The organism is Verrucomicrobium sp. BvORR106 (assembly GCF_000739655.1).
GTDB lineage: Bacteria > Verrucomicrobiota > Verrucomicrobiia > Verrucomicrobiales > Verrucomicrobiaceae > Verrucomicrobium.
The window spans coordinates 15,786-42,112 of record NZ_BATR01000061.1 but is presented as its reverse complement, the minus strand read 5'-3'; the positions used below and the strand labels follow the sequence as shown (position 1 = coordinate 42,112).

The following is a 26,327-nucleotide window of genomic DNA, read 5'->3' as shown; positions in this document are numbered from 1 at the left end:
CGCCGTCATCCATGGCAAGCCGGTGGTACTGGTCTATGCCGGAGGCGAAGGCAATCCCGCCACCGGAGGCCTCCTCACGATCAATCCTGAAGATGGCTCTGTGTATGATCGCCACGCCTGGCGTGCGGAAGAGTACATCCAGGCCACGGGCACCTCCCCGGTGGCCATTCCCGGTCAAAACCGAGTCTTCATCTCCACCGCCTATCCCAAGAACCGCCCGCTCGGCGGCGTCATGCTGGAGTTCGATGAAAAACTGAAATCCAAGGAACTCTGGAACTCCAAGAAGTTCGCCGTGCACTGGATGAACCCCGTGTACAAAGACGGCTGCCTCTACGGCATCCACGGCGAGACCGAGCGCCAGGCGGTTCTCGTCTGCTACGACGTCGCGACCGGCAAGGAGAACTGGCGTGAAGACCTCTACTGGGATGACACCGAGCTCAACCCCGGCCGCACCGCCCGCATGGGTGCCCAGCGCGCCAGCCTGCTGTTGGTGGACGGCCAGTTCCTGTGCCTGGGTGAGCTGGGCAGCCTGCTCTGGCTGGACCTCAATGCCCAAGGCTGCAAAGTCACCGCCAAGACCCAGCTCTTCTACGCCCCCCACACCTGGTGCCTCCCCGCCGTGAGCCGCGGCCTGCTCTACGTGACCCAGAACTATGATGAGCAGGTACGAGGAAGCACCGGGCAGCGGATGATTTGCTATGACTTGAGAGGCGGAGGGCCTTAGTTCTTGGTTCTTGGTTCTTGGTTCTTGGTTCTTGGTTCTTGGAATAACTCAGTGCGGGCGCAGACACTGCGTCAATGCAGCTTCCGCATCTTTTTCCGACAGCCGCCGTGCATCCCCCTGAACCCGGAGGGTTCACCATGCATAGCCATGGGTGAAGCGAGCGGAGCGAGTGCAACCCATGGAAACCTGCACCGCGCGCTCTACCGCGGAGCGGTAGGCCCATAGTGGCCACCGTCTCCGCCGGCATCGCATACTGGATACGTCTTGGACATTCGCCTCCTGACCGCATAAATGCGGGACTCCAACCCTGTTGAAGCACCTCCGATCGTGCGATGGGAGCGGAGAGGGTTGGAGTTCCGCATTTATGCGGTCACGCCCCGCGAAACCCCACCAACTCCCAATCCCCCTCACCACTCACCTCATAACTCTTAACTCCTAACTTCCAACCCCTTCCCCCAAACAAAAACGCCCCGCCGGGCTCAAAGCCCAGCGGAGCGTTCTCAAAATCAAAACACTCTCTTACGCCTCCTCAACCCCGAGCAACTCATTCGCCGCGCGGTTGCCGGACTCGACCCCACCGTTCATATACCCCGGGGACTCGGAGCTGGTGTGCTCACCGGCGAAGTGCAGGTGACCATCCAGTTCGGCAGCAGCGGCGGCGGTGTACACCCAGGTGTACTGGCCCACCTTGGGACAGCTGTAGCTGCCCTTCATGAACTTGATCTGCGGCCAGTTCATCATGATCTTGTTGCCGTCGAACTTGCCCTTCAGGCCCGGGAACACCACGTCCACCTCGGAGAGGAACTTGTCCACGCGATCTGGCGTGTACTGGGCACCGGGGGAGCCGCCCATGAAGTTCGTGATGATGCCGCTCTCGCCCGACTGGCCACGGCTGGTCTCCCAGATGGTCTGGTAGGGCTGGTCCGCGTACACGCTGCCGTTGCAGAAGAAGTCACGGCCGGCACCGGGTTTGCGCCAGAGTTTTTCCGTGAACCCGTACATGACCTTGAGGTTCGTGCCGAAGCCCATCTCCTTGATGGAGCGCTTCTTCTCGTCGCTCAGCTTCAGGTCATAGATGCCGTCCACGCTGCGCAGCATGGTGAAGGGAACAGTGATGAGGACGTTCTCATAGGACGCCACCACGGTCTTGGCATCCGTGCTGAAGGTCAGCTTGAGCTTGCTGCCGTCCTCCTGAATACGAACGAGGCGATGGCCGCCGTTCAACTTGACCTTGCCGTCCAGAGCGCGATGCACTGCGGTGGGCAGCGTGTCGTTGCCGCCCTTCACACGCATGGCTTCATCGCTGTCACCAAAGATTTCAAAGCCTTCGCGAGTGTCCGGGTTGATGAAATCGATGAGGTTCAGCGCGGACTGCTGGTCGGAGTCCAGGCCGTACTCGGGCACATAGGCGGTCTCCAGCATGTTGATGAGCCAGCGGTCGGTGCCAGCGCCCACGTTCTTGAGGTAGTCCTTCAGGCTGATGTTGTCGAACTGCTTGGCCTTGGCGGTGAACTCCTCCTTGTCGTCATAGAGGCCTTCCGCGTCGGCGGCAATCTTCGTCCCGAGAGGCCCGAAGGCGGCAATGACGTCCTTGTCGGTATAGACCTTCCCGCCGAAGTGGTAGAAATCCACACCCTGCTCGCCCTCTTTCAGGCTCTGCAGCTCCACACCCAGCTCCGCGGCGAGGGCAATGAGGTCCTCGTGATTGGAGTCCACGAGCTCACCGCCCAACTCCACGAACATGCCGTCCTTGTTGAAGTCCCGCTTGGTGAACATGCGGCCGCCGAAGCGGTCCTGCATCTCATACAGGTGCACCTCCACCCCGGCCTTCTGCAGGCGGTAGGCGGCCGTGAGACCCGCAATGCCCCCACCGACCACGGCGACAGCACCGGAGATCTTCTTCGCCTCTTTTTCCTGGGCGCGCAGGCCCACCACGGTGGCGGGAATGGCAGCGCCGGCCAGGCGCATGAAGTCACGGCGGGTCTTGCCGGAAACGGCAGGGCCGGCCTGCTGCATGGCACGCATGAGGGAGCGGAAAAGCGGGGTGCGTCCTTTGTTCATAGTCGTCGGTGAGTTCGTTGGAAATGGGATCAAAAAAGGGGCGTGGAGGTTCGCTCCACACCCCAGAGGGAGTTCAAGATCTTACTCGTCGTTCGTGGGTCCGATGCCGATGAGCCAGAGTTTGAGGAAGTTCATGACCTGCTGCTTGGTGAGCTGGTTGGCGTCAAGCTGGTAGGTGATCTTGCTCGCGGTGCAGGAGTCTTCGCCCTTGATCTTGGTCATGGTGTCTTCGTACTTCACCACCCCGGTAAGGGAGGGGATGCTGTTGTCCACGGCGAAGAAGGCCTCTTCATCGGTCGCACCCTTGAAGGCATCGGCCTCGGTGCTGGCGGGCTTGTTGGCGGCCTCGTTCCAGCGGAGGTTGAACTCGTACTGGCCCTTGCCGTTGGTAGCGCGGTTCGGATCTTCCACCCACTTGATGGAGCCAGTCACCACATCTTCATAGGCCTTGCCGTTCACGCTGTAGCTGAAGCGGATGCCGTTGGTCAGCCAGTTGCCGGTTTCGTAGTCGAAGTCCAGATTCCCGCTGACGGTCGTCTTGGGATAGTTCTGGGAGGGGCCGGAGGCGACCTGCACGCCTTCGAAACGCATCGGGTCCGTGTTCTTGACCTCGATCTTCACTTCCTTGCCCTGAAGCTGGCGGACATAAGACATCACGCCCTGGGTCTTCTTGCCCTTGCCGTAGAGGCGGCCACCGAAGTTGTCGGTGAAGGCCGGAGCTTTGCCGATCGCGTCCACGCTGATACGCTGCTTGCTCTCGCCGGAGCCTTCCAGTTCGTACACGCCCTCGGAGGTGATCGGTACGGTGCCCACCCATTTGCCCACGGTCTTCTTCTGGGTCATGTTGGCCGGGTTGATCACAGCCAGATCCAGGGAGTAGAAGAGCTGCCCGGGCTGTTCCACGCGGCCCAACAGCTTGCTGGTGAGCAGCGGCTGGCGCTCCACCTTGCCCTTGAACTCCGTCGTCTTGGCCACCGCGAGGGCGAGATCGTACGTGTCCTTGGCGCCCACCTGAGGCTTGCCTTCGTCGGTCAGGCGCGTGCGGGTGGCGAAATTGATGTTCACCGTGCCGGAAATCGCCCCCGGTTGGGTGATTTTTTCCAGCTCCTGAGCCTGCGCAGTGGCAAGCGTGAGTACAAACAACGGCAGAAGAGGCAGTGTTTTCATGGTTTGAGTCTGTTTGTCAGGGTGGATACCACCGTGACGGGCGATTTTAGGACCCTTGGGAAAAACTGCAAGCGTGCGAAGAAAAAAGGAGATCGTTCGTCCAAACGGTGACGATAAAGTAACATCGCAGGAAACGCGCCCGGCCCCCGCTCCGGGCTTGCGCTCGCTGCCGGAAAAGCCTAACTCAGAACAATGCCATCCCCTCACATCGCTTATGTGTTCGAACGGTTTCCCACGTTCACGCAGACCTTCTGCGTGCGGGAAATCCTGGAACTCGAGCGCCTGGGTGTGCAGGTGCAGATCTTCTCCATTCACGATACCCGGGAAGAGAGCATCCGCCACTTCCCCGCCGAACTGATGGACCGGGTGCACTTCCTCCCCAAGGAGGAGTGCCTGATCGAGCTCATCAAGCAGTGGAAGGAATCCAAACTGCTGCCCCAGAGCGTGGTGCTGACGCTGCGCCAGTGGGGGGACCGTCCGGACAAAATGCGGGTGTATGAGGCGGCCTACATTAGCCACGTGCTGAAGAAGATGGGCAGCGACGCCCCTTGGCACACCCACTCCCACTTCGCAGGCATCGGAGCACGCACCTGCTGGTGGCTGAGGAAGTTTCACGGCACGAGTTTCAGCTTCACCGCCCACGCCAACGACATCTTCTGCAAGCAGTCCGAGTCCATTCCCAGCTGCAGTCAGCTCGTGAGAGACGCCAGCTTGGTGGTGACCGTAAGCGATTTCACCGCACGCGATCTCCGGGAAAGATATCCCGACTCCGCCGACCGGGTGCGCCGGGTGTACAACGGGCTGGACCTGGAGCCCTTCATGGCCGCCCGGGCTTCCGCCGACCGCTCCAAGGCTCCGGGGGGCATCCTCAGCGTTGGCCGGCTCATTGAGAAGAAGGGCTACGATGACCTAATCACCGCCTGCGGCATCCTTCGCGACCGCGGCGTGCCCTTCCAGTGCCGGATCGTGGGCGAAGGGCCTCTGGAAGCCCAGCTCAAGAGCCAAATCAGCCGCCTGGGCCTGGAAGATCGCGTCACGCTGACCGGTCCCCTTCCCATGCCCGCCATCATCAAGCTGCTGGCCGAGGAAACTCAAGTCTTCGCCCTGGCCTGCAAGACAGAACATGACGGCGGCAAAGACAACCTGCCCACCGTCCTGATGGAAGCCATGGCCGCGCGGCTCCCCTGCGTCTCCACCCGTCTGGCCGGTGTGCCGGAGATGGTGCTGGACGGCGTGAACGGCCTTGTCGCCGAAGAAGGTCAGCCAGAAGCTTTTGCCAATCACCTAGAAACACTGCTCAAGGACCCCGCCCGTTGCGAAACGATGGGCCAGGCTGGTCTGGAGCATGCGAAGAAGCACTTTGCCAAGGAAACGACCAGCAAACATCTGCTGAAGGCCTTTGCGGAGAAGAGCGGCATGCGCTTCGAGGGGGCCCTGGCCATCCGCCATGGGCTGCTCTTCGGCTACTCAAAGCGTTTGCTCTCCGCCCTGCCGCAACTGCGGCATCATGTGGAGAAGGCTCGCGACAAGACCTTCGATCTGGAGCTTTTCATGGGCAGCGCTCATCGTCAGCCGCAGCCGCGCTGAACCTCGCGAGACCGTGGGGTAGCGGATGGCAGGGATGAGATAGCCCCGTGCAAGCATCTGGGTGCTCGCATCCAGCGCCGCCCTTTCATCCCCCACCAGCAGTGGCAGAATCGCCGCAGGAAGATCCGCAAACGAGGTGCGCAGACCGCTTTCCAACGTCTGCCGGTTCGCAAACAATCGGGCGCGCAGAGCGTCTCCGTGAGCGCCGGCAACGAGGTTCACCGCCTCCAGCGCAGCATGCGCGACCGCGGGTGGCGGCGCGGTGCTGTAGATGAGGCTGCGCGCCTTGTTTAGGCAGAGATCCACCATGGCGCGACTGGCGGCGATGTAGCCTCCGCTCACCCCCAGCGCCTTGCTCAGCGTGCCCATCTGAATCTCCACGCGATCCTCCACGCCGTACTGGGCGGCCAGGCCCCGCCCTTGTGGCCCCAGCACGCCCACCGCATGGGCTTCATCCAGCATCAGCCAGGCACCGTAGCGCTCCTTTAGCGCGACAATCTCGCGCAAGACGGCTGCATCGCCGTCCATGCTGAAAATCGATTCCGTCACGATCAAGACCCGCCTGCATGGGTGATCCGCCCGGGCCCCGGCGAGCAACCGCTCCAGTTTTTCCAGATGGTTATGAGGAAACACACGGATGGTAGCCCCACTCAGTCTTGCACCATCGATGAGCGACGCATGACTGAGCTTGTCCAGAATCACGACGTCATCCTTGCCGCACAGCGCAGGGATCACGCCCACGGAGGTCGCATAGCCGCTGGAGAAGGTCAGCGCCGCCTCGGTCTTCTTGAAGTCCGCCAGGCGCTCCTCAAGTTGCTGGTGCGGAAGCAGAGTACCACAGACCAGACGGGAGGCCCCGGAGCCGCTGCCATAACGTCCCACCCCTTCACACATCGCCGCTTTCAGCTCTTCGCTGGCAGCAAGACCGAGGTAGTCGTTGGAGGAGAAGTTGATCACCTCGGCCCCGCTCTCTGCACGCACCGACATGGCCGGGAGCGGCAGGAACGTTCGCAGGCGCCGACGCAGGCCCTGCGCCTCCAGGTCTGCCAGCTCATCCGCCACATCGCGCGCAGCAGCGGCATCACCTGACGGGAGGGGCTCCGACATCTTTGGGGATCGAAGTAAGAACGATAGAGATTCAGGAGTCAACAGACCCTGATTCACTGCGGCTACTGCTGGTTCAGCTTCTCTTCCACCAGCTCATCCTTGGCCGCACCGAGGGCCACGGCCCGGTCATAGTGGCGGCGGGCCAGCTCGATCGCCGGGGGCTTCCGCTCCAGATACATCAGCGCCAGGTTGAAGTTGGCATTGGCGTAGTCAGGGTTCAGCTCAATGGCGCGGAGCAGTTCGAGTTCCGCCGCATCCAGCCACCCGAGCTTCTTCAGCACGATGGCCAGGTAGTTGTGGGCGCGGGCATCCGCCGGATCCTCATGGATGGCGCGACCGAGCGCGGAGAGTGCATAGTAGAGATCCCCGTTTTCATAGCTCACCATGCCCAGCGCCACCCAGGTCTGCTGGAGGGAGGGGTTGATGGCCACGGCCCGGCTGAAAAGAGACTGAGCATCCTTCAAGCGGCCCGCTTGCTGTTCCACAGCCCCGAGGTTGGCATGGGTCAGGGCGTTGAGAGGGTCCACCTCCAGCATCTGTTGGTAATACTTCCGGGCTGATTTCCAGTCCTTGCGTGCGAAAGCTTGGGAGGCCAGTTCAGAGAGGCCTGTGGTCAAAGGAGGCAACGCCCCCGCTTTCTTCTGGTCAGGCAGTCCCAGCTCCGTGGCCTTGCCGCCGTCGGTTTTCTTCGTGTCAGAGGCCGCCTCTGTTTTGCTGGTCGTGTCCTCAGCCGGCTTCGCCGCGCTCTTCTTGGAGGAAGCGGCAGCGGGCTTCTTGGCTTCGCTCTTCTTTTCCTGGGCCGCGGCCAGAGGCAGAGCCAGTGAGGCAAGGAGGAGGGGCACAATGAGGCGCTTCATAGGATGCGGGGAATAACGCCTGCTTGCGCCCGGCTCCAAGTGGAAAACACAAATGGCCAAAAAACTCTTGACTGCACAATCGAACAGTGTTCACATCTAACCATGCTTACGGAGCGGCAACAAGAGCTACTGGATTTCCTGAGAGTTTATCAACGCCAACAGGGCGTCATGCCCTCCACGCGTGATATCCAACTCCACTTCGGCTTCGCCAGTCAAACAGCCGCCATGAGTCACCTCAAGGCCCTGGAGCGTAAAGGCGTCATCCGCAGACTCGCAGGCAAGGCCCGTGCTGTGGTTTTCCCGGAGGTGATGGAGCGCGAAACTGTGGATATTCCCATTTTCGGTCTCATTCCCGCTGGCTTCACGGCGGACAACCCGGAGCAGTCCGATGGCAATCTGACCCTCGACCTCCGCACCATGGGACTCTCCCCACGGTCCAAGCCATTTGCCCTCAAGGTGCGAGGCGATTCCATGACCGGCGCTCACATCGTGCAGGGAGACTATGTCATCCTCGAGCAGCGCGATCCCCGGCCCAAGGACATCGTCGCCGCCCTCATGGACGGTGAGACCACCCTCAAGCGGTACCTTGTGGACAACGGCCAGCCTTTCCTCCGCGCTGAGAACCCGTCTTACCCCGATCTCATTCCCGCCCGGGAACTCATGATCCAGGGCGTGATGGTCGGCCTCTTCCGCCCCTACAACGGGCGGTAGGTCTCGCTTCTCCCCACCCATTTCTTCCTTCTAAGGGACGCTCTTCCAGACGCGTCCCTTTTTTGTGTGCATGCGTAGAGCGTATGATTCTGTGCCGCACGATTCTGTATTCTCGATCCCTCATTCTGAAATTGCGCCACCACTCCACCACTCCACCACTCCACCACTCCGCATTCCCAATTCCTAATTTTCACCCGCCCGCCATGTCTCTCGCTCTCTACGACCTCTCCCACAGCCCCTACTGCATTCCTGTTAAGCGCATCCTCGATGCCGCGGGCGTGACGTATGAGGTCATCGACGTTCCCAACTGGGATCGCTCCAAGGTGATTGAGCTCACCCAGGGGGCCTACTACCAGATGCCTGCGTTGAAGCACGGAGATCGCGTGGTTTATGAAACCGGTGCGGACACGCAGGACGTTGCCCGGTATCTCGACGCCACGTTTGCCGGTGGCAGACTCTTCCCTGCCAAATACGCCGGGCTCCAGGACATCCTCGTGGACTATCTCGACAACGAAGTGGAAGGGGCCACCTTCCGCGCCACCGATGTCTTCTATGTCCCCTCCATCACAGACTTGGTCGCCCGCACCATGTTGATCCGCCACAAGGAGCGGAAGTTTGGGAAAGGGTGCGTGGACCAGTGGCGCCAACAGATCGACCAGCTCCGGGCCGGTGCCGCCACACACTTCGCGCGGTTCGATGCCATGGTGCAGGAAAGGCCCTTCCTTATTGGCGATCAGCCAGTGTACGCCGACTTCTTGCTCTACGGGATAATCGGCAACTACACCTGGAAGGGCTGGAACTCCCTCCCCACAGAACTCACCGCGCTGGGTGCGTGGCGCGCCCGCATGAGCGGGTTCAAGTTCTGAGTTCAGATTGAACGACCATCCGGGCCTGAAGGGTCGCGAGAGACGCGCGCGTGCCCCTCTCGCCCACCACGAACCTGCGCCGCCCTACTTGGGCACGTTGCCCTGATTCGCCTTCCACCACGTCTCCCATGACGCCACTGTCGCCGGGTTGGCGTTTGTGTTTCCAAACGGGGCTCCGGGCAGATTCATCTGGCCAAGCGCTGCAACGAACTGACTGACTGGCACCTCCAGGTTGGACTCCTCCAGCAGTTCCACGAGTTGTCCCACGGCAAACCGGTTACGGGCGATCACGAGGCATTGCAGCACCGTGGTCCGCTGCCGCACCAGTTGCGGTGAGTTCGGTCGGTCCTCGACCTTCTTGTAGAGCCTCTTGATGTATTCCTCCGCCGTCGGCGCTTCAGTGAGCAACACGGCCGCCCTCGTGGCAATTTCCTTCTGCTTCGCCGTGGGCTGGGGCACCTCATGGTTCTCCCGAAAGAACCTCACCAGACCCGAGATCGCCGTGTCGCCCGGCAGCGCTTTGACCTCCGTCAGCGCCTCCACATCCCCCTTGGCCAGACGCGCCTTCACCCGGTCAAACGTGGCAAACGGCTCTCCTTGGGCGGACGCCATCGAGGGCGAGAAGCAAGTACCAAGACAGCCAACAAACAGCACCGACAGGACGCAGCGAAACAGGGACATGGGGGGACAAGTTTTCTCTTGAGTGCGCCGAGACCTCAGAATGTTCAATGGAAGACCTCTCTCCGCCAACAGCCCCCCTGCCCCAGCGCCTTCAAACACAACGGCGAGAATCACCAGATTCCGACTTGCCTGCCGTCGATTCTCAAGGACACTTCCGCCTTCCCCGATCAACCGGCCGACATGGCGAAATCGGTAGACGCACCAGACTTAAAATCTGTTGGTGGGTGACCACCGTGCGGGTTCGAGTCCCGCTGTCGGCATCTCATAATGAATAGGCTACGCAACGCTAGCGAGTCGCCCATCCTTGGCCGGAGCCTCGGACAGACTGATTGTTCCTTTGCCAAAACACATCAGCCTGACGCAGGTGACACAGACGCGCAAGCTTACAGTGGCAAGAGTAGAGGAGATCATTCCCAATAGCCTATGATTGTGGGAATCAAGGCGGCGAGAGGTAGTGGAGCCAAATGAGAACAGGCAAGCTGAAAGGATGGCTCAGGCTAGCTGGACGCGGCCAAGTGACGAAGGGTAACAGGAAATTACAGGTGATGCGGAATCGGCGGTTCCCACTCCGCACCCGATCTGAAAAGCCGCTGCGCAGGCGCAAGTCCAGATGAGTTGTGCCGAGGTGGCGCTCGAATTGTCGTTGTGACGGCATCGAGAGTTCGTCGCACACGATGTTTCGCATGCTGCCACGGCGCTTGGGGGTGGGACCTAAGATGCAGGCGCTGAGAGAGAAATGGAAGCACATGTCCCCTGGCACAGAAGGTGAGTGAAAGGGGGGCATGAGGATCAGGATCGAGAGGACCTTTACAACCACTTTACTCCTTCATCTAATCGCAGGCCTCGTCGCGCTGGCTCTCGCGAGTTGCAGGGGCAGGCGGGACGAGGGCCATGCTGATCCGCCTCCGCCGACAGTCCTCGTGACCACCGTGCAGAAGAAGAATGTGCCCATCTACGTGGAGCATGTGGCGCAGACGGAGGCATTCTCCACGGTGGAGATCCGTGCGCGAGTGCAGGGGTTTCTCACCCAAGCTCCCTTCAAGGAAGGAGGACGCGTGAAGGAGGGCGACCTGCTCTTCCAGATCGATCCGCAGCCTTACCAGGCGATCGTGGAGCAGACTCGCGCCCAAGTGAGGAGGGCTGAGGTCACGCTCGCACGGGCCGAGGCGGATGTGGAACGTCTCCGCCCGCTGGTGAAGCAGAGCGCCATCTCGCAGCAGGATCTGGATGACGCGCTCGCCGTCGCCCAGGTGGCAGAAGCGGATGTGATGGGGGCAAAGGCCGCTCTCAAGAAGGCGACCCTGGATCTAGGATACACGGAAATGCACGCGCCATTTGATGGCATCATCGGTGAGCGCCAGGTGGATGTGGGCAACTACGTGGGGAACATGGGCAGCGCCACTCTGCTGGCGACCGTTTCCACGGTGGATCCCATGAGGGCTGTGTTTCATGTGCCAGAAGGATGGTTCCTCCGGTACCAAAGACGTTTCCTGGGGGACAAGGATGCGCAGGAGCGCTACAGCGTGGCCATGCCGTTCTGGCTGATCCTGGGGGATGCATCCGTGTATGCGCAGGATGGGAAATTCGACTTCGCGGATCGCACACTCGATGCACGCGCCGGCACGCTCAAGGTGGTCGTGGCATTTCCCAATGAACAAGGGCTGCTGCGACCGGGACAGTTCGCTCGCGTACGCGCCCGGCCGGAGGAGCGCTCCGGCGCCATTCTCGTATCACAGCGGGCGGTGGTGACCACACAGAGCGTGCGGTTCGTCTATGTGGTGGGACAGGAGAACCAGGTGGAGCAGCGCGCCATTGAGACGGCTGAGCCGTTTGAGAGCTTCGTCGTGGTGACGAAGGGGCTCGTGGAGGGCGAGCAGGTCATTGTGGAGGGAGTGCAGAAGGCGAGGCCCGGTATGCGGGTGAGTCCCGTGCCCCAGAGCCCACCGTCCCTCGCAGAGGATCGGACAGAGCCACCTCCTGCTGCCGCCCAGTCAGACCTCCCCAAGGTGAACTAGCCTCTATCCCACCGAATCATGGCCCATTTCTTCATCCAGCGCCGTGTGTTTGCGATGGTACTCTCGATCCTCATCGTGCTCGTGGGGTATCTGGGAATGCGTTCGCTGCCTATTGCCCGTTATCCGGACATGACCCCGCCGACCATCCAGGTGACGGCGATCTATCCCGGCGCAAGTTCCAAGGTGGTAGAGGAAACGGTGACCACCCCACTGGAACAGGAGATCAATGGTGCAGAGGACATGATCTACATGTCCAGCAGCAGCACCAGCGATGGACAATGCAGCATCAAGGTCACCTTCAAGGTGGGCAAGAACATCGATGATGCTGCGGTGGACGTGCAGAATCGCGTCGCGCGTGCCCAGCCGAAGCTGCCGACGGACGTGACCAAGAACGGCATCACCGTTACCAAGCAGTCGCCGGACATCCTCCTCGTCTTCTCTCTCAGCTCGCCTGACGGCGTCTATGATGATCTCTTCCTCAACAACTATTCCTTTCTGAATCTGCAATCCGAACTGGCCCGCGTACCGGGCGTGGGCGCGGTACAGATCTTCACACAGAAAGACTACTCCATGCGTGTGTGGTTGCAGCCGGACAAGCTGGCAAAACTGGGGCTCACTGCGAATGACGTGTCCCGCGCCCTTCAGGAGCAGAATGTACAGGCGGCGGCCGGGCAAATCGGGTCGCCCCCTGCGGAGAAAGGCGTGGAGTTCCAATTCTCCGTCAACGTGAAGGGACGCCTCGTCAGTCCGGAGGAGTTTGGCAACATCGTGATCCTGACGTTGCCAGACGGAACCGTCGTGCGCATTCGGGATGTGGCGAGAACGGAGCTCGGTGGAAAGGACTACATCAGCTTTGGCCGCGTCAATGGATCGCCTGCGGCGTTGCTTGGCATCTTTCAGTTGCCCACGGCCAATGCCCTGGATACGGCGAATGCCACAAAGGCCCGCATGGACGAGCTCGCGAAGGCACTGCCGCCAGGCATGAAAGTGGCAGTGAGCTTTGACACCACCCGCTTTGTCACGGCCTCCATTGAGGAGGTGATTCACACGCTCGCTGAGGCTTTTGCGCTGGTCGTCATCGTGGTGTTCCTTTTTCTGGGGAACTGGCGTGCGACGTTCATCCCCATGCTGGCAGTACCGGTGTCCCTGATCGGCACCTTCGCCATCTTGGGTCCGCTCGGATTTTCAATCAATACACTGACCCTCTTTGCACTGGTGCTGGCCATTGGCCTGGTGGTGGATGACGCCATTGTGGTGGTGGAGGCGGTGGAACATCATCTTGGGCAAGGGCTGAGCCCGCTGCTCGCCACCCAGCGCGCCATGACTGAAGTGTCCGGCCCCGTGGTCGCCATTGCCCTGGTGCTGTGCTCGGTATTCATCCCGGTGTCCTTCATGGGCGGCATCACGGGCAGATTGTATCAGCAGTTCGCGGTCACTCTTTCCATCGCAGTCTTGATCTCCGCGCTGGTGGCCCTGACCTTGACCCCCGCCCTCTGTGTGATGTTGCTGCGCCATCGCAGTCCCAGCCGCGGTCCGGTGGGGAGAGCGCTTGCGGCCTTTAACCGGTTCTTTGACCGGGTGACAGGCACGTATGTCAGCGTGTGCCGGAGACTGATTCGCTTCGGCCTCATCTCAGCAGTGCTCCTGGCCGCCATCTACGCAGGAGCGGTGGGACTTCTCCAGCGCCTCCCAACTTCGTTTCTGCCGGATGAGGACATGGGCTATCTCTTCGTGATCACCGCCCTGCCAGACGGTGCCTCCCAGGAGCGCACAGATCGCGTGCTGCATCAGGTGGAGGCTGTCCTGAGAGACACCCCTGGCGTAAGCGAGGTGATCACCATTGGCGGCGTCAACTTGCTGAGCGGCGCTCGCAGCTCGAACTCCGGTGCCTGCATTGTCGCCCTGAAGGATTGGTCCGAGCGTCTGAAGCCTGAGGAGCAGATGGCGCACATCGTGCCGTCATTGTTTGCGAAACTGAGCAAGATCCCCGAGGCGATCATCATTCCCACCGCTCCTCCGCCCATCCAGGGCTTGGGAAATGCGGGCGGGGTGCAGTTTGAGCTGCAAGATCGCAGTGGAGGAACCGCCGAGGAGTTGCAGCAGGTCGCGGATCAATTTCTGGGGGCGGTCTCGAATCAACGAGGCATCGCCAGGGCCTACACCTTCTACAGCACGCGGGTGCCGCAACTCTCCGTCGAGCTGGACCGCGACAAGATCAAGACACTGGGCATTCCCCTGGATACAGTCTTTGGCGCGCTGCAGTCCTATCTGGGCGGATTGTATGTGAATGACCTTACCGCCTTCGGCCGCACCTTCCAGGTGAAGGTGCAGGCGGAGCCTGGCTACCGGATGAGTCCGGGGGATATCGATGAAATCTATGTGCGCAGCATGGATGGGAGCATGGTCCCCTTTAGCACCTTCGCCAGGGTGGAGCCCGTGACCGGTGCGGACCTCTTGCCCCACTACAATGTCTACCGCGCGGCAGAGATCACGGCCTCTGCCGCGCCGGGATACAGCTCCGGTCAGGTGATCGCCACCATGGAGGAACTGGCGAGGAAACAATTGCCTGAAGGCTACGGCTACGAGTGGACCGGGACAGCCCTCCAGGAGCAGCAAGCCGCAGGGCAACAGACGACGATCCTTGCGCTGGCGTTGCTGTTCGTGTTCCTCGTGCTGGCCGCGCAGTATGAGAGCTGGGCGGTGCCGTTTGCCGTGTTGTTCGGCCTGCCTGTTGGCGTATTCGGAGCGTTCCTCGGCGCGTGGCTGCGCGGACTTACGAATGATGTCTATGTGCAGATCGGTCTGGTCATGCTCATTGGGCTCGCGGCAAAGAACGCCATCCTCATCGTTGAATTCGCCAAAGTGCGACGTGAGCAGGGCATGACCATTGAAGAGGCCGCGCTGGAAGGGGCGAAACTGCGTTTGCGTCCCATCGTGATGACATCACTGGCGTTCATCCTCGGAGTGGTGCCCTTGGTGATCTCCTCCGGTGCTGGCGCAGCCAGTCGCCAGAGCCTGGGCACGGCAGTGTGTTTTGGCATGACCCTGGCTACCGTGGTCGGCGTGTTCTTCATCCCGTGGCTGTATGTCGTGGTGCAGCGGCTTGCGGAAAAGGTGGCTGGGATATCGACGACACGACTCTCCGACGCAGAGGTGGGGGTTGGAGCGGTGGCAGAGAGGTAATGCCTGCTGCTACAGATGATCGATGACGGAGAGGCATTGAAACAGCGAGCCCTCGTCAGCGAGCAACAATTTTTCGTAGTCTGCGAGATTCTGCGTCGGCCGCAGCAGCGAGTCGATGGCGACGAAATCCCTCAACCTGAGCGTCCAACGCGAGTGGGAAGTGAATGGCATGGAATCTGAGTATCTCTCACCGACGAAACGGGTGGTGCCTCACACGACGCCCCCAGCACCCCTCCACCAAACCTGATCACAACAACACGCATGAACACATCCACAGAGAGAAACTCAAGCACGCTGACACTGGGATCCAGACGCTGGATGGTGATCACGATCACAAGCCTTATGATCATCATGAATCTTGCATCCACGCAGGCACAACCATCGGAGTCGCGGAAGGGAAAGGTGCTGTTTGCAGTCACCAGTCATGACAAGAAGGGCGACACGGGAGAGCCCACGGGCTTCTACCTGTCGGAAGTCACACACCCTTGGGAGGTGCTGGTGAGTGCCGGCTATGAAATCGACTTCGTAAGTCCCAAGGGCGGGAAAGCTCCCGTGGATGGCTTCGACCTTGCGGACCCGATCAACCGAAAATTCTGGGGGATAAAGTGTATCGGGACAAGATCGAGCACACCAAGAAGCCGTCGGAGATTGACCCCAGGGAGTATGTCGCCATTCATTTCGCCGGCGGGCATGGCACGATGTGGGACTTCCCAGACGATGTCACCTTGGCGAAGCTTGCGACCACCATTTACGAGAACAATGGCATCGTGAGCGCGGTGTGCCATGGTCCGGCGGGACTGGTCAACCTCAAACTCTCCAACGGCGAATACCTCGTGAAGGGCAAGAAGATCAATGCCTTCACCAATGAAGAAGAGGTGGCTGTGAAGCTGGACAAGGTGGTTCCTTTTCTGCTGGAGTCGAAGCTGCAAGAACGTGGCGCCATCTTCGAGAAGTCCGGTCCGTTTCTTCCTCATGCCGTCGCCGACCAGCGAGTCGTAACCGGACAGAACCCGCAGTCGGCAACGGCTGTGGGAAAAGCGGTGCTTGAGCAGGTAAAGCATCTCACCGTGGTGGGTAGGCTCACCCGATATTCTGTGAAACCGGCATCACGTGATGACTTCCGCAAAGTGCTGACGGACTATGTGACGCAAGCCAGAAACGAGGAGGGCAACATCCAGGCAGAAGCTTTCTCAGAGCAGGATAAGATCTCCGTGTTCTGGCTGATCGAAAGATGGACAGACAGGAATGAGCTCCGGCAATTCGACCTCAGTGAGCACGCAAAAGCCATCGATGTGTTAAAGACCGCAGCGCTGGATGCCAAAGCGGAGATCTACTATGTAAAGGATCTGGAACCGCTCTCGAAGGAGCAGTGGCGCCGGGCACCACGCGTGGAGGATCAACCGCTCACCGTGATGCTCTTCGTTGACTCGCAACCGGGAACGCAGCAGGCCTTCATGGATACCTATCACGTGGCCATGCCGCCATTCCGCAGCCAGCCTGGCGTGGTCACTTACCAGCTGTCCCGGGTGGAAGGTGAAGACACGAAGTTTGTCACCTTCGAGAAGTTCCGGAGCAAGGACGCCTTCCAACGCCACCTGGAATTCCCACCCATCAAGCCAGTGCTGGCATACCTGCAGACGAGCATCCAGAAACAACCCTTTCAGGCAGGTCTGCATCTCCTTGTCGAGTTTGCATCGCCTGCGCGCGAGTGAACCGAGGAACCTTTGGGGATCGGAACGCCTCTCTCCCCCGGCACAGCACAGCGAGGCGGCAGGTCCATTGGACCTGCTGCCAAGGTTTTGCCACACCTATACGTTGGATGGTTGCTTTGAGTCTGCTGTTGAGGATAATTCATGCGTCCATGTCCAGAGTATTCCGTCCCAATATTGACCGTTGGCATCACCCGCTTGCACGGCCGCTTTGCTGCGTGACTGCCACGGTGGGGTTGGTGTTGGCCCAGGACGTACAGGCCCAGTCGATTCCCCTTTCATTGCCTGCCCAGCCAGGGGCGGAAATCATCGAAGTCGCCATTGATGGAGAGATCTTTCCGACACTCGGGATGCCGTCCCTTTCACTGCCACCTGCGATTCGACGGTTCGCCGTTTACATGAAGCCGGATCAGCCGCGGCGGCGGAAGTACCTGCTGGAAGGGATTGATACACAGTGGCGTGAAAACACCTGCCAGATGGGCATCCGCCTCCGGTTCTTCAATGAAAAGCGAGAACCAGTGGAGCAGGAAATAGAGAGTGTCATTGGGGAAACACCGGACTGGAATGGCAGCTTGGAGAAACCCGTGTTCACCACCCGGAAGGCGACGGTGACCGTTCCCCCGGGCAGCCAGAATCTCTGGCTCATCATTACCTCAGGTGGGGGCCCGCCGGATACTCTGGGCACATTGCTGGTGAAGGATCTCAAAATCACACGCACCCGTGAAGGTGGCCCTCCAGAGGTCATCCTGCGCGCTCCGGTGGGGAACGATACCCGCTTCTCACCCGTACTGCCTGCGCCCAATGGGTTCGTCGCCGATGGAATCCATCCGAAAATGGCCCGGCTCCTCACCCTCGCGCCAGCTTCACCGGGCGGACAAGGGGAGCAATGCTTTGCACTTATCGATGACGACGTGGGCGCTCATGCGGAATGGCGCTCGGTCAAGGAAAATGCCCCCGCCGTGGCCGGGAACGACCAATTGGAAATCGAATGGAGCCAGGCTCATAGCGTGGGCGGAGGAACCCTTTCGGTTCAGGACTACAACCACCCCGCACCGGGGACCTATAAACTGCGCGTCCAGCCGGTGGATCTCCAGGGCCTGCCGAATGGCGCGGAGACCACCCTTTCCATCACCGTGCTCGCTCCCTGGTGGAAGCAGCCTCAGGTGTGGACCCTGGCAGTGTTCGGCATCAGTGCCCTGGCTTTTGGGTTGAGCCGATACATTGCGCATCAGCGGCTGCGTGAAGAACTCAACAAGATGAAGGAGGCGGCGCTGCGCAAAGCAGAGGTGGAGATGAATCGCATGGCTCGCGCCACCACGCTCGGGGAGTTCACCGCATCCATTGCTCACGAGATCAGCCAGCCCCTCTCCGCCATGACCACCAACGCCAGCACCTGTCTGCGCTGGCTGAGCCCAGAGCGCTGCGACATTGAAGAGGCGCGGGCCGCGGTCCAGCGGATCATCAGCGATGGTGATCGCGCCGGGCAGATCATCATGCGCATCCGCGCCCTGCTCGCAAAAGACAAGCCCATTCGTGAGTCGTCGAGCATCAATGCGGTCATCGAAGAGATCCTGCCGCTGCTCACCACCGACATCCGGAAACGGAGCGTAAAATTGGAATGCGACCTCAGCGAGGACCTTCCTGAAGTGGCGATAGACCGCGTCCAGATCCAGCAGGTCATCATGAACCTGGTGCGGAATGGTCTCGATGCCATGAATGGCATCGCGGACCGACCCCGGGTGTTGCGAATCCATACCGGACGCGAGGCGGAAGCTGTCTCGGTGCAGGTGCAGGATACCGGAATAGGATTAAGCCCGTCCACGGTCGAGCGCCTCTTTGACCGCTTCTTTACCACGAAAGCAGATGGACTGGGCATGGGCCTCACCATCTGCCAGTCGATTGTCGTGTCCCATGGAGGACGCCTCACCGCCAAGTCCAATGAGGGCCATGGCGCGACATTTCTCTTCACCTTGCCGATCGAGTAGCACGACAGGTAGCAAGCAGAGGTTGAGGCCAAGGTTAAGAAGCACTCCCTGCTACAGTTTTCGTCTACCGGGCACGAATCGCTGCATCGAGGCAACGAACTTTCGTTGGGCTCCAAAATATCGAAGCTGACCGCAGGGGGTCCGGCATTTCCCAAAGCGTTGTCGGACAGGTGGTTATGCCAAATAACATAAGTGGCATCTGCCTTGCTTAAGAGTGTGGCGGGACATGCGTCCTTAAAAACCACGCGTGAGGCTGCCGCCATTCCAGCGGTGGGCCCGCGCTTCGCCATAACCGCTAAACACAGACCGACAGAATCCATGAAAACCTTGAACACCATCCTCATCGCGGGCGCGCTCAGTGCACTCACCGCATTCGACGCCCCAGCCCAGGGGAACAGCTCCTATGAGCTGGATGTTATGAATCAACTCGCGACCAAGACGGCCGTGTCCACGATGCCCGTCTCTCAGTTGCTCAATGCGCCGGGCAATGAAGCGCTGAAGGCTTTCTTCTTCACCCCGATCAAGGACAAGGAGGTGCTCAAAGGGAAACGCATCGCGGTGCTGGCCGCCGACGGCTTCGAAGAGATCGAGCTCACCGGACCTGTGTGGTACCTGAAGGCGCTGGGAGCCAAAGTGGATATCGTGGCGCCAAAGTTCAATCCAGCACCCGCGAGATATGGCCTCAGCACGCCGGATATGGCGAAGGATCACATCATGGCGATTCAGTACCTCAACCCGGTGGGCTGGATCAAGGTCGACCGCACTGCCGATCAGATCAAGGTTGCCGAGTACGATGCCATCTTCATCCCTGGTGGCGCATGGAATCCTGACAACCTGCGCTACGACAAGGATGTGATCCGCTTCGTCCAGGAGTTCAACAAATCCGGGAAGCTCATCGCCGCCATCTGCCATGCACCAGTCGTGCTGGCATCTGCGGACATCCTCAAGGGCAGAAAACTCACCGGCTACTGGAACATCCAGAGTGACCTCACCAACGCCGGCGGGCAGGTGCTGGAGCAACCGGTGGTGGTCGATGGCAATCTCATCACCAGCCGACATCCCATCGATGTGGCTGACTTCTCAGTCGCGCTGAAGGACTGGCTGATCGCCAAGTAAAACAAACCTCGAACTCAGGACCCGGGACACATGTCCCGGGCCCTCAATTGCCGCGCCGAGATGAAGCCCAATCCGAAGCTCTCCACGACATCCCCATCCGCTGCCAGGAGGAACACCTTGCGCGATTGCATGGCTACCCCCTCTGCAGGCATCTTTCTGCCCATCGTCGCCATTGCCCTTGCTGTCGGGAGATTGCTGGCAGAGCCGACAGAACCGATGCTCATCACCCAGGCCCAGGCAATGTTCAGACCTGTGCCCTACGGCATTCCCGAACTGAAGGGCAATACCGTGACTCCTGGCCGCAGTGAACTGGGCCACATGCTCTTCTTCGATCCGCGACTTTCCAAGAGCGGCGTCATCAGCTGCTACACCTGCCACAACCTCGGCATGGGCGGGGATGACAACCTCGTCACCTCCATTGGCCATGATTGGCAGAGAGGGCCGCGCAATTCACCCACCGTGCTCAATGCCGTGTTCAATGTGGCGCAGTTTTGGGATGGACGTGCCGAAGACTTGAAGACGCAAGCGCCCGGCCCTTTGCAGGCAAGTGTCGAGATGGCGAGCGATCCCGCCGCCGTCGTCGCCGTGATCAAGAGTCTGCCGGAGTACGTGCGACGTTTTGAGGAGGCATTCGCGGATGACGCCGAGCCCGTGACCTTTGCGAATGTGGCCAAGGCCATCGAGGCATTCGAAGCCACGCTGATCACGCCCGATTCTCGATTCGACCAACTGCTCAAAGGGGACTCCAAGGCGCTTTCGACCAAGGAACTGCGTGGTCTGCAACACTTCATGAGCAAAGGCTGCGTGGCCTGCCATAGCGGAGTGAATCTCGGCGGGCAATCCTATTTCCCGTTTGGTGTCGTGGCCGCACCGGATGCAAAGGTGCGGCCACCCGGTGATCGGGGTCGCTTTGCCGTGACCAAGACCGAAACCGACAACTACGTGTTTCGCGCAGCGCCTCTGCGCAACATTGCTCTCACGGCCCCCTATTTCCATTCGGGACAGGTGTGGGATCTGAAGGAGGCAGTGGCCATCATGGGCTCCAGCCAGCTCGGCGCAACGCTGACAGAGATGGAGATCGATGAAATCACTGAATTCCTGCAGACGCTCACAGGAAAACAGCCTGCCGTGCAGATACCTCAACTTCCCGTGGAGACCGCCACCACGCCACGGCCCCAACCGTGAGGCGCTGCGCGCGCAACCGCTACGTGATTAGCAGTCCTCCCGGCTCACGTCTCGCGACTCAAGCCCATCTTCTTGATCCGCGAGATCAACGTGGTGGGCTTGATGCCCAGCAACTCCGCGTCACCACTGGGGCCACCCACTTTCCAGCCGGTTTTGTTCAGAACAATGCGCAGGTTCTCCCGCTCGCGACGCTGAATTTCCGGTTCGGTCATGAACTCGGGTTCTGCGTTTGCCTGGCTGCCGAGTCGATAGGCCGGGAGCACCGGTGCCACGCTCGCGGGAGCCGCCGCAGTCGGAAGATCGAATTCGAGCACCTTGCCACGTGCCAGGATGGTGGCACGCTCGATGACATTGCGCAGTTCGCGGATGTTGCCCGGCCAGTCATACTCCTGCAACCGGATCACCCCTGCCTCGGTCAGACGTGGCTTGGTGCATTTCATCTCCTTGGCGATCAGTTCCACGAAGTATCGGGCAAGCTGCGGGATATCCTCCCGACGATCACGAAGCGGACAGACGCGCAAAGGAAAGACATTCAGCCGATAGTAGAGATCCTCGCGAAATCTCCCTGCAGCCACCTCGGCCTTGAGATCACGGTTCGTCGCGGCCACGACCCGCACATCCACGCGCCTCGTTCGTTCATCACCGACCCGCTCGAATTGTTTCTCCTGGAGCGCACGCAAGAGCTTGCTTTGAAGTTCAATGGGAATTTCCCCGATCTCATCGAGGAAGAGCGTGCCACCGTGAGCCGCTTCAAAGCGCCCCATGCGATCCTTGACGGCTCCCGTGAAGGCTCCACGCACATGCCCAAAGAACTCACTCTCATACAGCTCTTTCGGGATGGAGGCACAATTCACACGGACCAGAGGCTTCTCCTTCCGGCGGCTCAGCTTGTGAATTTCACGTGCTACCAGTTCTTTGCCTGTGCCCGTTTCTCCCTGGATCAGGACGGTGGAATCAGTCGGCGCCACCACGGCGATCTGTTTGATCAACGCGCGGTAAGCATGGCCGAGTCCGACAATCTCACCAGATAGCGACGATTCTTGGTCCTTCGTCCGAGGGCCTCGGTACTCGCGCGTCAGCAGGCTCTCTTGCACCGCATCGAGCAGTTCCTCAGGATCGAAAGGCTTGGTGAGGAACTCGAAGGCACCCGCCTTGATCGCGCGCACCGACATGGAGATATCCCCATGTCCGGTCAAAAACACAATGGGGATGTGCGGCTCCTGACGGAAGAGTTCACGCTGCAACTGCAGGCCGCTTAGTCCGGGCAACTCCACATCAAGGACAAGGCAGCCAGGTGGCTCGGCACGGTCCCGCGTCAGGAAATCGTCCGCGGAACTGTAGGTCTCCACGCGCAATCCCTCTGACCGCAGCAATCCGCAAACGGCTTCCCGGATGGAGGCATCATCATCAATTACACAGACGAGAGCATCGACAAGCTTCATGACACAATTGTGGGCAGGTTGTTTTTCTCGGAGTCATTCGGTTAGTCGGAAAGGGCTCGATCAATCGCATGCAGCAAAGCTTCCTCTCTGAAGGGCTTGAGCAGGCAGTCCACGGCACCGGCAGCCTTCATGCGTGCAGCATTCTCATCTCCATGCGCGGTGACGAAGATGATGGGAATCTTCAGCCCCCGCCGGATGAGCTCTCTCTGGAGGTCAGGCCCGCTCATCCCCGGCATGCAGACATCAAGAATCAGGCAGTCCGCCGTGAACAGCGCCTCTGATTCCAGAAAACTCTCGGCCGATGAGAAAACGGCATGCCCGTAGCCGAGCGATCTTAGCAGACCCTTGAGCGATTCGCGGAGCGATTCGTCGTCGTCTACTACGGAAATGAGGGGCACTTTGGTCATCGGATGGGCGTTCCACCAGAGTGCGTCTTCTTTCGCTCAAAATCTATTATACCAAGGTCTCACACCCTGGATCAGAGGCTCGACGTTCACGCTCCGAGCTGGAGCTTCTCCGCCATCCGCACCAGATCCGCGAGAGATTCCGCCTTCATCTTGCGCATGACCCGGCCGCGATGAGTCTTCACAGTGATGACGTGGGTGCCCAGCTCTGCCGCCACCTGCTTGTTCAGCAGCCCCCGCACCACCAGTGTCATCACGTCACGTTCGCGAGGCGTCAACGTCTCGTAGCGGGTACGAAGCCCGTCTGAATCCGCCCGACCAGCGAGCGCTGCCTGGTCGCGGGCCAGTGCTTGATGGAGGGATTCCAGGAGGACATCCTCGCGAAACGGCTTGGTCAGAAACTCCACCGCGCCCGCCTTCATCGCCTGCACCGTCATCGGAATGTCGCCATGACCGGTGATGAAGATGATGGGGATGACGCGTTGCGCGTTGAGAAGTTCGCGCTGGAGTTCGATGCCACTGAGATCCGGCAACCCCACATCCAGGATCAGGCAGGAGGGCCCCGTGGGTAGAGGTCGCTGGAGAAACTCCCTGGCCGTGGAAAACGTCTCCACGCGCAGCCCGACAGAGCGCATCAAACCGCTCAACGACTCGCGCATCGACGAGTCATCATCCACCACAAACACGGTGGGCGATTTTTCATGCTGTCGGATCGACGCCACTTTTTAATCAGGCAGAAGTTACAGAGGCAAACAGGATTCTCTACACCGGGAATCGGCTTGTCACCACTACATCGGCGGATGTTTCAGCTGGGTTCAAGTTAACGCATCCCCCACATCGACATTTCGCAGCCCGCGAAGTTTCGAAGCAATTCCATTCGCGGGCATCGTCTTCTCAACAGGCTCGCAGTGAGTGAGAAACTCCCGGCAATCTCACCTGGCACGAAACCTGAAACTGATGGGGCGAACCACCCATCTTCGCCATGAATGCCAAGCGTCTCTCTTTGGCCGAGCTCCAGCAGGAAGTGCTTGAGGCCCTTCGCAGCCAGAATCCGGGCTGGGTGCAGCCCGATGGTGCCTCGCCCATCTACGACAACTACGAAACACGGCTCGCCGAGCTCCTCGGTCTCGGTTCGCCGCCACAAAACCAAACTGCCCAGGTGATCCGCAGCAGCTCTGACTGACCGGCTCAGTATCCGCCGCCTCACCACACAACCTTTCAGTGATAACCCACCACAGTAGAAAGCAAAACACTATGAAAGCAGCCCGCATTCACGAATATGGCAAACCCCTCATCCTTGAAGACATCCCGGTTCCTGATATCCAGGGCGATGAAATCCTCGTCAACGTCAAGGCCTGCGGCATGTGCCGCAGCGACGTGCTCCTGGTGGACAAGTTCTTCCAGGGTTACGGCGACATCAAACCTCCGGTCACCCCGGGTCATGAGATCACAGGCATTGTCAGCAAGATCGGCGGAGCCGTATCGAAATCGGTGGGATTCGAGGAAGGTGACCATGTGGTCGTCGCGCCCGGCTGGGGTGATGGCACCTGCCGCCATTGCCTGGTGGGCAATACGCAGATCTGCACGCACGTGCGTTGGCCCGGGTTCGGACTTCACGGCGGGTTCGCGGAATACCTCCCCGTCCCGTCCCGCTATGCCATCAAGGTGGAGCGCCGTCTGAAGTTCGAGGAACTCGCGCCACTCACCGATGCGGGTTTGACCCCTTATCGAGGCGTCAAGAAACTCCGTGATGCCGGGGCGCTGGGTCCGGGCCGGGTGATTGGAGTTTTCGGGGTGGGTGGACTTGGCGTCTATGCGGTGCAGTATGCCAAGCTACTGGGGGGTGGAGCACAGGTCGTCGCCTTCGCCCGCAATCCGGACAAACTCGCGATCGCCAAAGGCTATGGTGCGGATCACGTCATCAGCGTCAAGAACAAGACCCCCAAGGAGATCGCGGCGGAACTTGGCAAGGCCACCGGCCAGGGTGATCTCGACGCCATCATCGACTCCGTGGGCGCTCCGGAAATGATGCAGCTGGGATTCAGCTTGCTGGGCATCTCCGGTCACTATGTCGATGTAGGGTTTGTGGGAGATCGCATCGACGTCCCGCTGTTTCCTCGAGTCTCGCGCGAGCAGACCTTCCACGGCTCATTCTGGGGAAACAATGCCGACTTGACCGAGGTCATGGCACTGGCCGCACAGGACAAGATCCGCCACACCATCAAGACGATCGCATTCGAGCAGGTCAACGAGTATCTCGACCTGCTGCGAGCGAACGAGGTCGTCGGACGGGCGGTGATCAAGTATTGAGCGACCGAGACCCTCCATGACGCTCAGGTGAAGTCTCGTCATCTTCTCACGAGAACTCGCAAGCAACGAATTTTCGCAGCAGGTACCGACACAGCTCACCTGAGCGCAAGACGCTCTTCCTCAGCGGATAAGGAAGCTCGAAATCACATGGCACGAAAACTGACTTGGTCATGACACACCGATGAATACCTACGAACCCAATCCCACCCGATACGAGAGTGCAAAGTTCCGCCGCTGCGGAAAGAGCGGCCTGTCCCTGCCTGCCATTTCACTGGGGTTCTGGCAGAATTTCGGCGGGGTGAATGTCTTCGAGACTTGCCGTGCTGTCGTCCAGCGTGCGTTTGACCGTGGGGTGACGCACTTCGATCTGGCGAACATGTACGGACCACCAAACGGCAGTGCTGAGGAGAACCTCGGAGCGATCCTGAAAAAAGACTTTCGCGGGCATCTGCGCGATGAACTTCTGATTTCCACCAAGGCAGGATACGAAATGTGGCCCGGCCCCTACGGCATCGGTGCCTCCAGGAAACATCTCATCGCGTCCATAGACCAGAGTCTGCGGCGACTGGGTGTGGACTACGTCGATATCTTCTATGCCCACCGTCCCTGGCCCGGGGAACCGATGGAAGAGACCATGTCAGCCCTGGCTCAACTCGTGAAGCAAGGCAAAACCCTGCATGTGGGCATCTCGTCCTACAGCCCCGAGCGGACCCGGCGCGCTTATGAGCTCTTGCAGAGCGAAGGTGTTCCCCTCCTCATCCACCAGCCCTCCTACTCCATGCTCAACCGTCACATCGAAGACGGTCTTCTGGAGGTCCTCGGAGATCTGGGGGTGGGCTGCATCGGCTTCTCCGCACTGGCCCAGGGCTTGCTGACCAACAAGTATCTCAGCGGCGCTGCCCCCACAGGCCGGGTGCTTGATGGCGGCACCTTCCTGCAGGAGTTTCTGTCGGAGCAGAATCTAGGCAACGTCCGTGGGTTGGCAGCCATTGCCAAAGGCCGTGGGCAGACTCTGGCTCAGATGGCTATCGCCTGGGTGTTGCGAGACAAACGCGTGACCTCAGCTCTCATCGGCGCTCGCAGCATCGAGCAACTGGATGACTCACTCGATGCGCTGAAGAACCTCGAATTCAGCACCGCGGAGCTGGAGGAGATTGATCAGTTCGCCAAGGAAGCGGGAATCGATCTGTGGCGGGAAACTTCCCAACTGTGATTGG

General features: G+C 60.1%; 22 protein-coding genes, 1 tRNA gene and 1 pseudogene. 15 read left to right on the top strand and 9 right to left on the bottom strand.

Annotation, left to right across the window (positions count from 1 at the left end; translation table 11 throughout):
• Positions 1-724, top strand: a 724-nt coding sequence (locus tag BV106_RS09825; RefSeq protein WP_038163963.1) for a PQQ-binding-like beta-propeller repeat protein, incomplete at its 5' end; no start/stop codon positions are given.
• Between the two features lie 519 nt (positions 725-1,243).
• Here BV106_RS09825 and BV106_RS09820 read toward each other — a convergent pair.
• Positions 1,244-2,785 (bottom strand): NAD(P)/FAD-dependent oxidoreductase, encoded by a 1,542-nt coding sequence (locus BV106_RS09820; RefSeq protein ID WP_038163962.1) that lies wholly within the window; start codon positions 2,783-2,785, stop codon positions 1,244-1,246.
• A gap of 81 nt (positions 2,786-2,866) precedes the next feature.
• Positions 2,867-3,952, bottom strand: coding sequence for a hypothetical protein (locus tag BV106_RS09815; RefSeq protein ID WP_038163960.1), 1,086 nt, complete (start codon positions 3,950-3,952; stop codon positions 2,867-2,869).
• A 192-nt stretch (positions 3,953-4,144) separates the two neighbouring features.
• Here BV106_RS09815 and BV106_RS35355 point away from each other — a divergent pair, with 192 nt between their 5' ends.
• A complete protein-coding gene (locus BV106_RS35355; RefSeq protein WP_051945544.1) occupies positions 4,145-5,539 on the top strand; it encodes a glycosyltransferase family 4 protein in 1,395 nt (464 codons plus the stop codon).
• Here BV106_RS35355 and BV106_RS37190 read toward each other — a convergent pair.
• Together BV106_RS37190 and BV106_RS09800 are read right to left on the bottom strand one after the other, a co-directional pair.
• Positions 5,420-6,646 carry an 8-amino-7-oxononanoate synthase gene (locus BV106_RS37190; RefSeq protein WP_038163957.1) on the bottom strand — a complete coding sequence of 409 codons (1,227 nt, stop codon included), beginning with the start codon at positions 6,644-6,646 and terminating at the stop codon, positions 5,420-5,422. The genes BV106_RS35355 and BV106_RS37190 overlap by 120 nt on opposite strands.
• 62 nt (positions 6,647-6,708) lie before the next feature.
• Positions 6,709-7,503 carry a tetratricopeptide repeat protein gene (locus BV106_RS09800; RefSeq protein ID WP_038163955.1) on the bottom strand — a complete coding sequence of 265 codons (795 nt, stop codon included), beginning with the start codon at positions 7,501-7,503 and terminating at the stop codon, positions 6,709-6,711.
• Positions 7,504-7,605: 102 nt separating this feature from the next.
• Here BV106_RS09800 and lexA point away from each other — a divergent pair, with 102 nt between their 5' ends.
• Together lexA and BV106_RS09790 are read left to right on the top strand one after the other, a co-directional pair.
• Complete coding sequence (gene lexA, locus BV106_RS09795) at positions 7,606-8,214, top strand: transcriptional repressor LexA (protein ID WP_038163953.1); 609 nt, start codon at positions 7,606-7,608, stop codon at positions 8,212-8,214.
• 203 nt (positions 8,215-8,417) lie between these two features.
• A complete protein-coding gene (locus BV106_RS09790) occupies positions 8,418-9,080 on the top strand; it encodes a glutathione S-transferase family protein (RefSeq protein ID WP_038163950.1) in 663 nt (220 codons plus the stop codon).
• A gap of 84 nt (positions 9,081-9,164) precedes the next feature.
• On the opposite strand, the gene BV106_RS09785 is transcribed toward BV106_RS09790, so the two are convergent.
• Positions 9,165-9,761, bottom strand: a complete 597-nt coding sequence (locus BV106_RS09785; RefSeq protein WP_265595501.1) for a hypothetical protein — start codon at positions 9,759-9,761, stop codon at positions 9,165-9,167.
• Positions 9,762-9,935: 174 nt separating this feature from the next.
• Here BV106_RS09785 and BV106_RS09780 point away from each other — a divergent pair.
• From BV106_RS09780 to BV106_RS09770, 3 genes are all read left to right on the top strand, one after another.
• Positions 9,936-10,021: transfer RNA gene (locus tag BV106_RS09780), tRNA-Leu, on the top strand.
• A 660-nt stretch (positions 10,022-10,681) separates the two neighbouring features.
• Entirely contained in the window at positions 10,682-11,776 is a 1,095-nt protein-coding gene (locus BV106_RS09775; protein ID WP_051945540.1) for an efflux RND transporter periplasmic adaptor subunit, read from the top strand.
• A gap of 18 nt (positions 11,777-11,794) precedes the next feature.
• A complete protein-coding gene (locus tag BV106_RS09770) occupies positions 11,795-14,959 on the top strand; it encodes a multidrug efflux RND transporter permease subunit (RefSeq protein ID WP_038163947.1) in 3,165 nt (1,054 codons plus the stop codon).
• A 9-nt stretch (positions 14,960-14,968) separates the two neighbouring features.
• Here the strand turns inward: BV106_RS09770 and BV106_RS38255 are convergent, their stop codons facing one another.
• On the bottom strand, positions 14,969-15,130 hold the full coding sequence (locus BV106_RS38255) for a hypothetical protein (RefSeq protein ID WP_265595500.1): 162 nt from the start codon (positions 15,128-15,130) through the stop codon (positions 14,969-14,971).
• A gap of 180 nt (positions 15,131-15,310) precedes the next feature.
• Between BV106_RS38255 and BV106_RS39255 the strand changes: the two are divergent.
• From BV106_RS39255 to BV106_RS09750, 5 genes and pseudogenes are all read left to right on the top strand, one after another.
• A pseudogene (locus BV106_RS39255) lies at positions 15,311-16,017 on the top strand (type 1 glutamine amidotransferase domain-containing protein); the annotation flags it as partial.
• Positions 16,000-16,671 (top strand): antibiotic biosynthesis monooxygenase family protein, encoded by a 672-nt coding sequence (locus tag BV106_RS39250; protein ID WP_343123373.1) that lies wholly within the window; start codon positions 16,000-16,002, stop codon positions 16,669-16,671. The pseudogene BV106_RS39255 and the gene BV106_RS39250, both read left to right, overlap by 18 nt.
• 149 nt (positions 16,672-16,820) lie before the next feature.
• Positions 16,821-18,653 (top strand): ATP-binding protein, encoded by a 1,833-nt coding sequence (locus BV106_RS35345; RefSeq protein WP_265595499.1) that lies wholly within the window; start codon positions 16,821-16,823, stop codon positions 18,651-18,653.
• A gap of 318 nt (positions 18,654-18,971) precedes the next feature.
• Complete coding sequence (locus BV106_RS09755; RefSeq protein ID WP_081891632.1) at positions 18,972-19,769, top strand: type 1 glutamine amidotransferase domain-containing protein; 798 nt, start codon at positions 18,972-18,974, stop codon at positions 19,767-19,769.
• Positions 19,770-19,898: 129 nt separating this feature from the next.
• On the top strand, positions 19,899-20,954 hold the full coding sequence (locus BV106_RS09750) for a cytochrome-c peroxidase (RefSeq protein ID WP_038163944.1): 1,056 nt from the start codon (positions 19,899-19,901) through the stop codon (positions 20,952-20,954).
• Positions 20,955-20,998: 44 nt separating this feature from the next.
• Here BV106_RS09750 and BV106_RS09745 read toward each other — a convergent pair whose 3' ends face one another.
• The 3 genes from BV106_RS09745 to BV106_RS09735 all read right to left on the bottom strand — a co-directional run bounded on the left by BV106_RS09745 (position 20,999) and on the right by BV106_RS09735 (position 23,522).
• A complete protein-coding gene (locus BV106_RS09745) occupies positions 20,999-22,396 on the bottom strand; it encodes a sigma-54 dependent transcriptional regulator (RefSeq protein ID WP_051945537.1) in 1,398 nt (465 codons plus the stop codon).
• Between the two features lie 41 nt (positions 22,397-22,437).
• Positions 22,438-22,803 (bottom strand): response regulator, encoded by a 366-nt coding sequence (locus tag BV106_RS09740; RefSeq protein WP_038163942.1) that lies wholly within the window; start codon positions 22,801-22,803, stop codon positions 22,438-22,440.
• An 86-nt stretch (positions 22,804-22,889) separates the two neighbouring features.
• Positions 22,890-23,522, bottom strand: coding sequence for a response regulator transcription factor (locus BV106_RS09735; RefSeq protein WP_265595498.1), 633 nt, complete (start codon positions 23,520-23,522; stop codon positions 22,890-22,892).
• 260 nt (positions 23,523-23,782) lie between these two features.
• On the opposite strand from BV106_RS09735, the gene BV106_RS09730 reads away from it, so the two are divergent.
• From BV106_RS09730 to mgrA, 3 genes are all read left to right on the top strand, one after another.
• Entirely contained in the window at positions 23,783-23,983 is a 201-nt protein-coding gene (locus tag BV106_RS09730) for a hypothetical protein (RefSeq protein ID WP_038163941.1), read from the top strand.
• 71 nt (positions 23,984-24,054) lie between these two features.
• Positions 24,055-25,110, top strand: coding sequence for an NAD(P)-dependent alcohol dehydrogenase (locus BV106_RS09725; RefSeq protein WP_038163939.1), 1,056 nt, complete (start codon positions 24,055-24,057; stop codon positions 25,108-25,110).
• Positions 25,111-25,291: 181 nt separating this feature from the next.
• Positions 25,292-26,323 carry an L-glyceraldehyde 3-phosphate reductase gene (gene mgrA / locus BV106_RS09720; protein WP_038163937.1) on the top strand — a complete coding sequence of 344 codons (1,032 nt, stop codon included), beginning with the start codon at positions 25,292-25,294 and terminating at the stop codon, positions 26,321-26,323.
• Positions 26,324-26,327 lie beyond the last annotated feature (4 nt).

Bases quoted from the DNA above. Each gene is read 5' to 3' on its own strand.
- BV106_RS09800 (WP_038163955.1), bottom strand. From the start codon at position 7,503: ATGAAGCGCCTCATTGTGCCCCTCCTCCTTGCCTCACTGGCTCTGCCT.
- BV106_RS09790 (WP_038163950.1), top strand. From the start codon at position 8,418: ATGTCTCTCGCTCTCTACGACCTCTCCCACAGCCCCTACTGCATTCCT.
- BV106_RS09750 (WP_038163944.1), top strand. From the start codon at position 19,899: ATGGCTACCCCCTCTGCAGGCATCTTTCTGCCCATCGTCGCCATTGCC.
- BV106_RS09730 (WP_038163941.1), top strand. From the start codon at position 23,783: ATGAATGCCAAGCGTCTCTCTTTGGCCGAGCTCCAGCAGGAAGTGCTT.
- BV106_RS09785 (WP_265595501.1), bottom strand. From the start codon at position 9,761: ATGTCCCTGTTTCGCTGCGTCCTGTCGGTGCTGTTTGTTGGCTGTCTT.
- BV106_RS09745 (WP_051945537.1), bottom strand. From the start codon at position 22,396: ATGAAGCTTGTCGATGCTCTCGTCTGTGTAATTGATGATGATGCCTCC.
- BV106_RS09770 (WP_038163947.1), top strand. From the start codon at position 11,795: ATGGCCCATTTCTTCATCCAGCGCCGTGTGTTTGCGATGGTACTCTCG.
- BV106_RS09725 (WP_038163939.1), top strand. From the start codon at position 24,055: ATGAAAGCAGCCCGCATTCACGAATATGGCAAACCCCTCATCCTTGAA.
- BV106_RS38255 (WP_265595500.1), bottom strand. From the start codon at position 15,130: ATGCCATTCACTTCCCACTCGCGTTGGACGCTCAGGTTGAGGGATTTC.
- BV106_RS35355 (WP_051945544.1), top strand. From the start codon at position 4,145: ATGCCATCCCCTCACATCGCTTATGTGTTCGAACGGTTTCCCACGTTC.
- BV106_RS09815 (WP_038163960.1), bottom strand. From the start codon at position 3,952: ATGAAAACACTGCCTCTTCTGCCGTTGTTTGTACTCACGCTTGCCACT.
- BV106_RS09740 (WP_038163942.1), bottom strand. From the start codon at position 22,803: ATGACCAAAGTGCCCCTCATTTCCGTAGTAGACGACGACGAATCGCTC.
- BV106_RS35345 (WP_265595499.1), top strand. From the start codon at position 16,821: ATGTCCAGAGTATTCCGTCCCAATATTGACCGTTGGCATCACCCGCTT.
- BV106_RS09755 (WP_081891632.1), top strand. From the start codon at position 18,972: ATGAAAACCTTGAACACCATCCTCATCGCGGGCGCGCTCAGTGCACTC.
- lexA (WP_038163953.1), top strand. From the start codon at position 7,606: ATGCTTACGGAGCGGCAACAAGAGCTACTGGATTTCCTGAGAGTTTAT.
- mgrA (WP_038163937.1), top strand. From the start codon at position 25,292: ATGAATACCTACGAACCCAATCCCACCCGATACGAGAGTGCAAAGTTC.
- BV106_RS37190 (WP_038163957.1), bottom strand. From the start codon at position 6,646: ATGTCGGAGCCCCTCCCGTCAGGTGATGCCGCTGCTGCGCGCGATGTG.
- BV106_RS09820 (WP_038163962.1), bottom strand. From the start codon at position 2,785: ATGAACAAAGGACGCACCCCGCTTTTCCGCTCCCTCATGCGTGCCATG.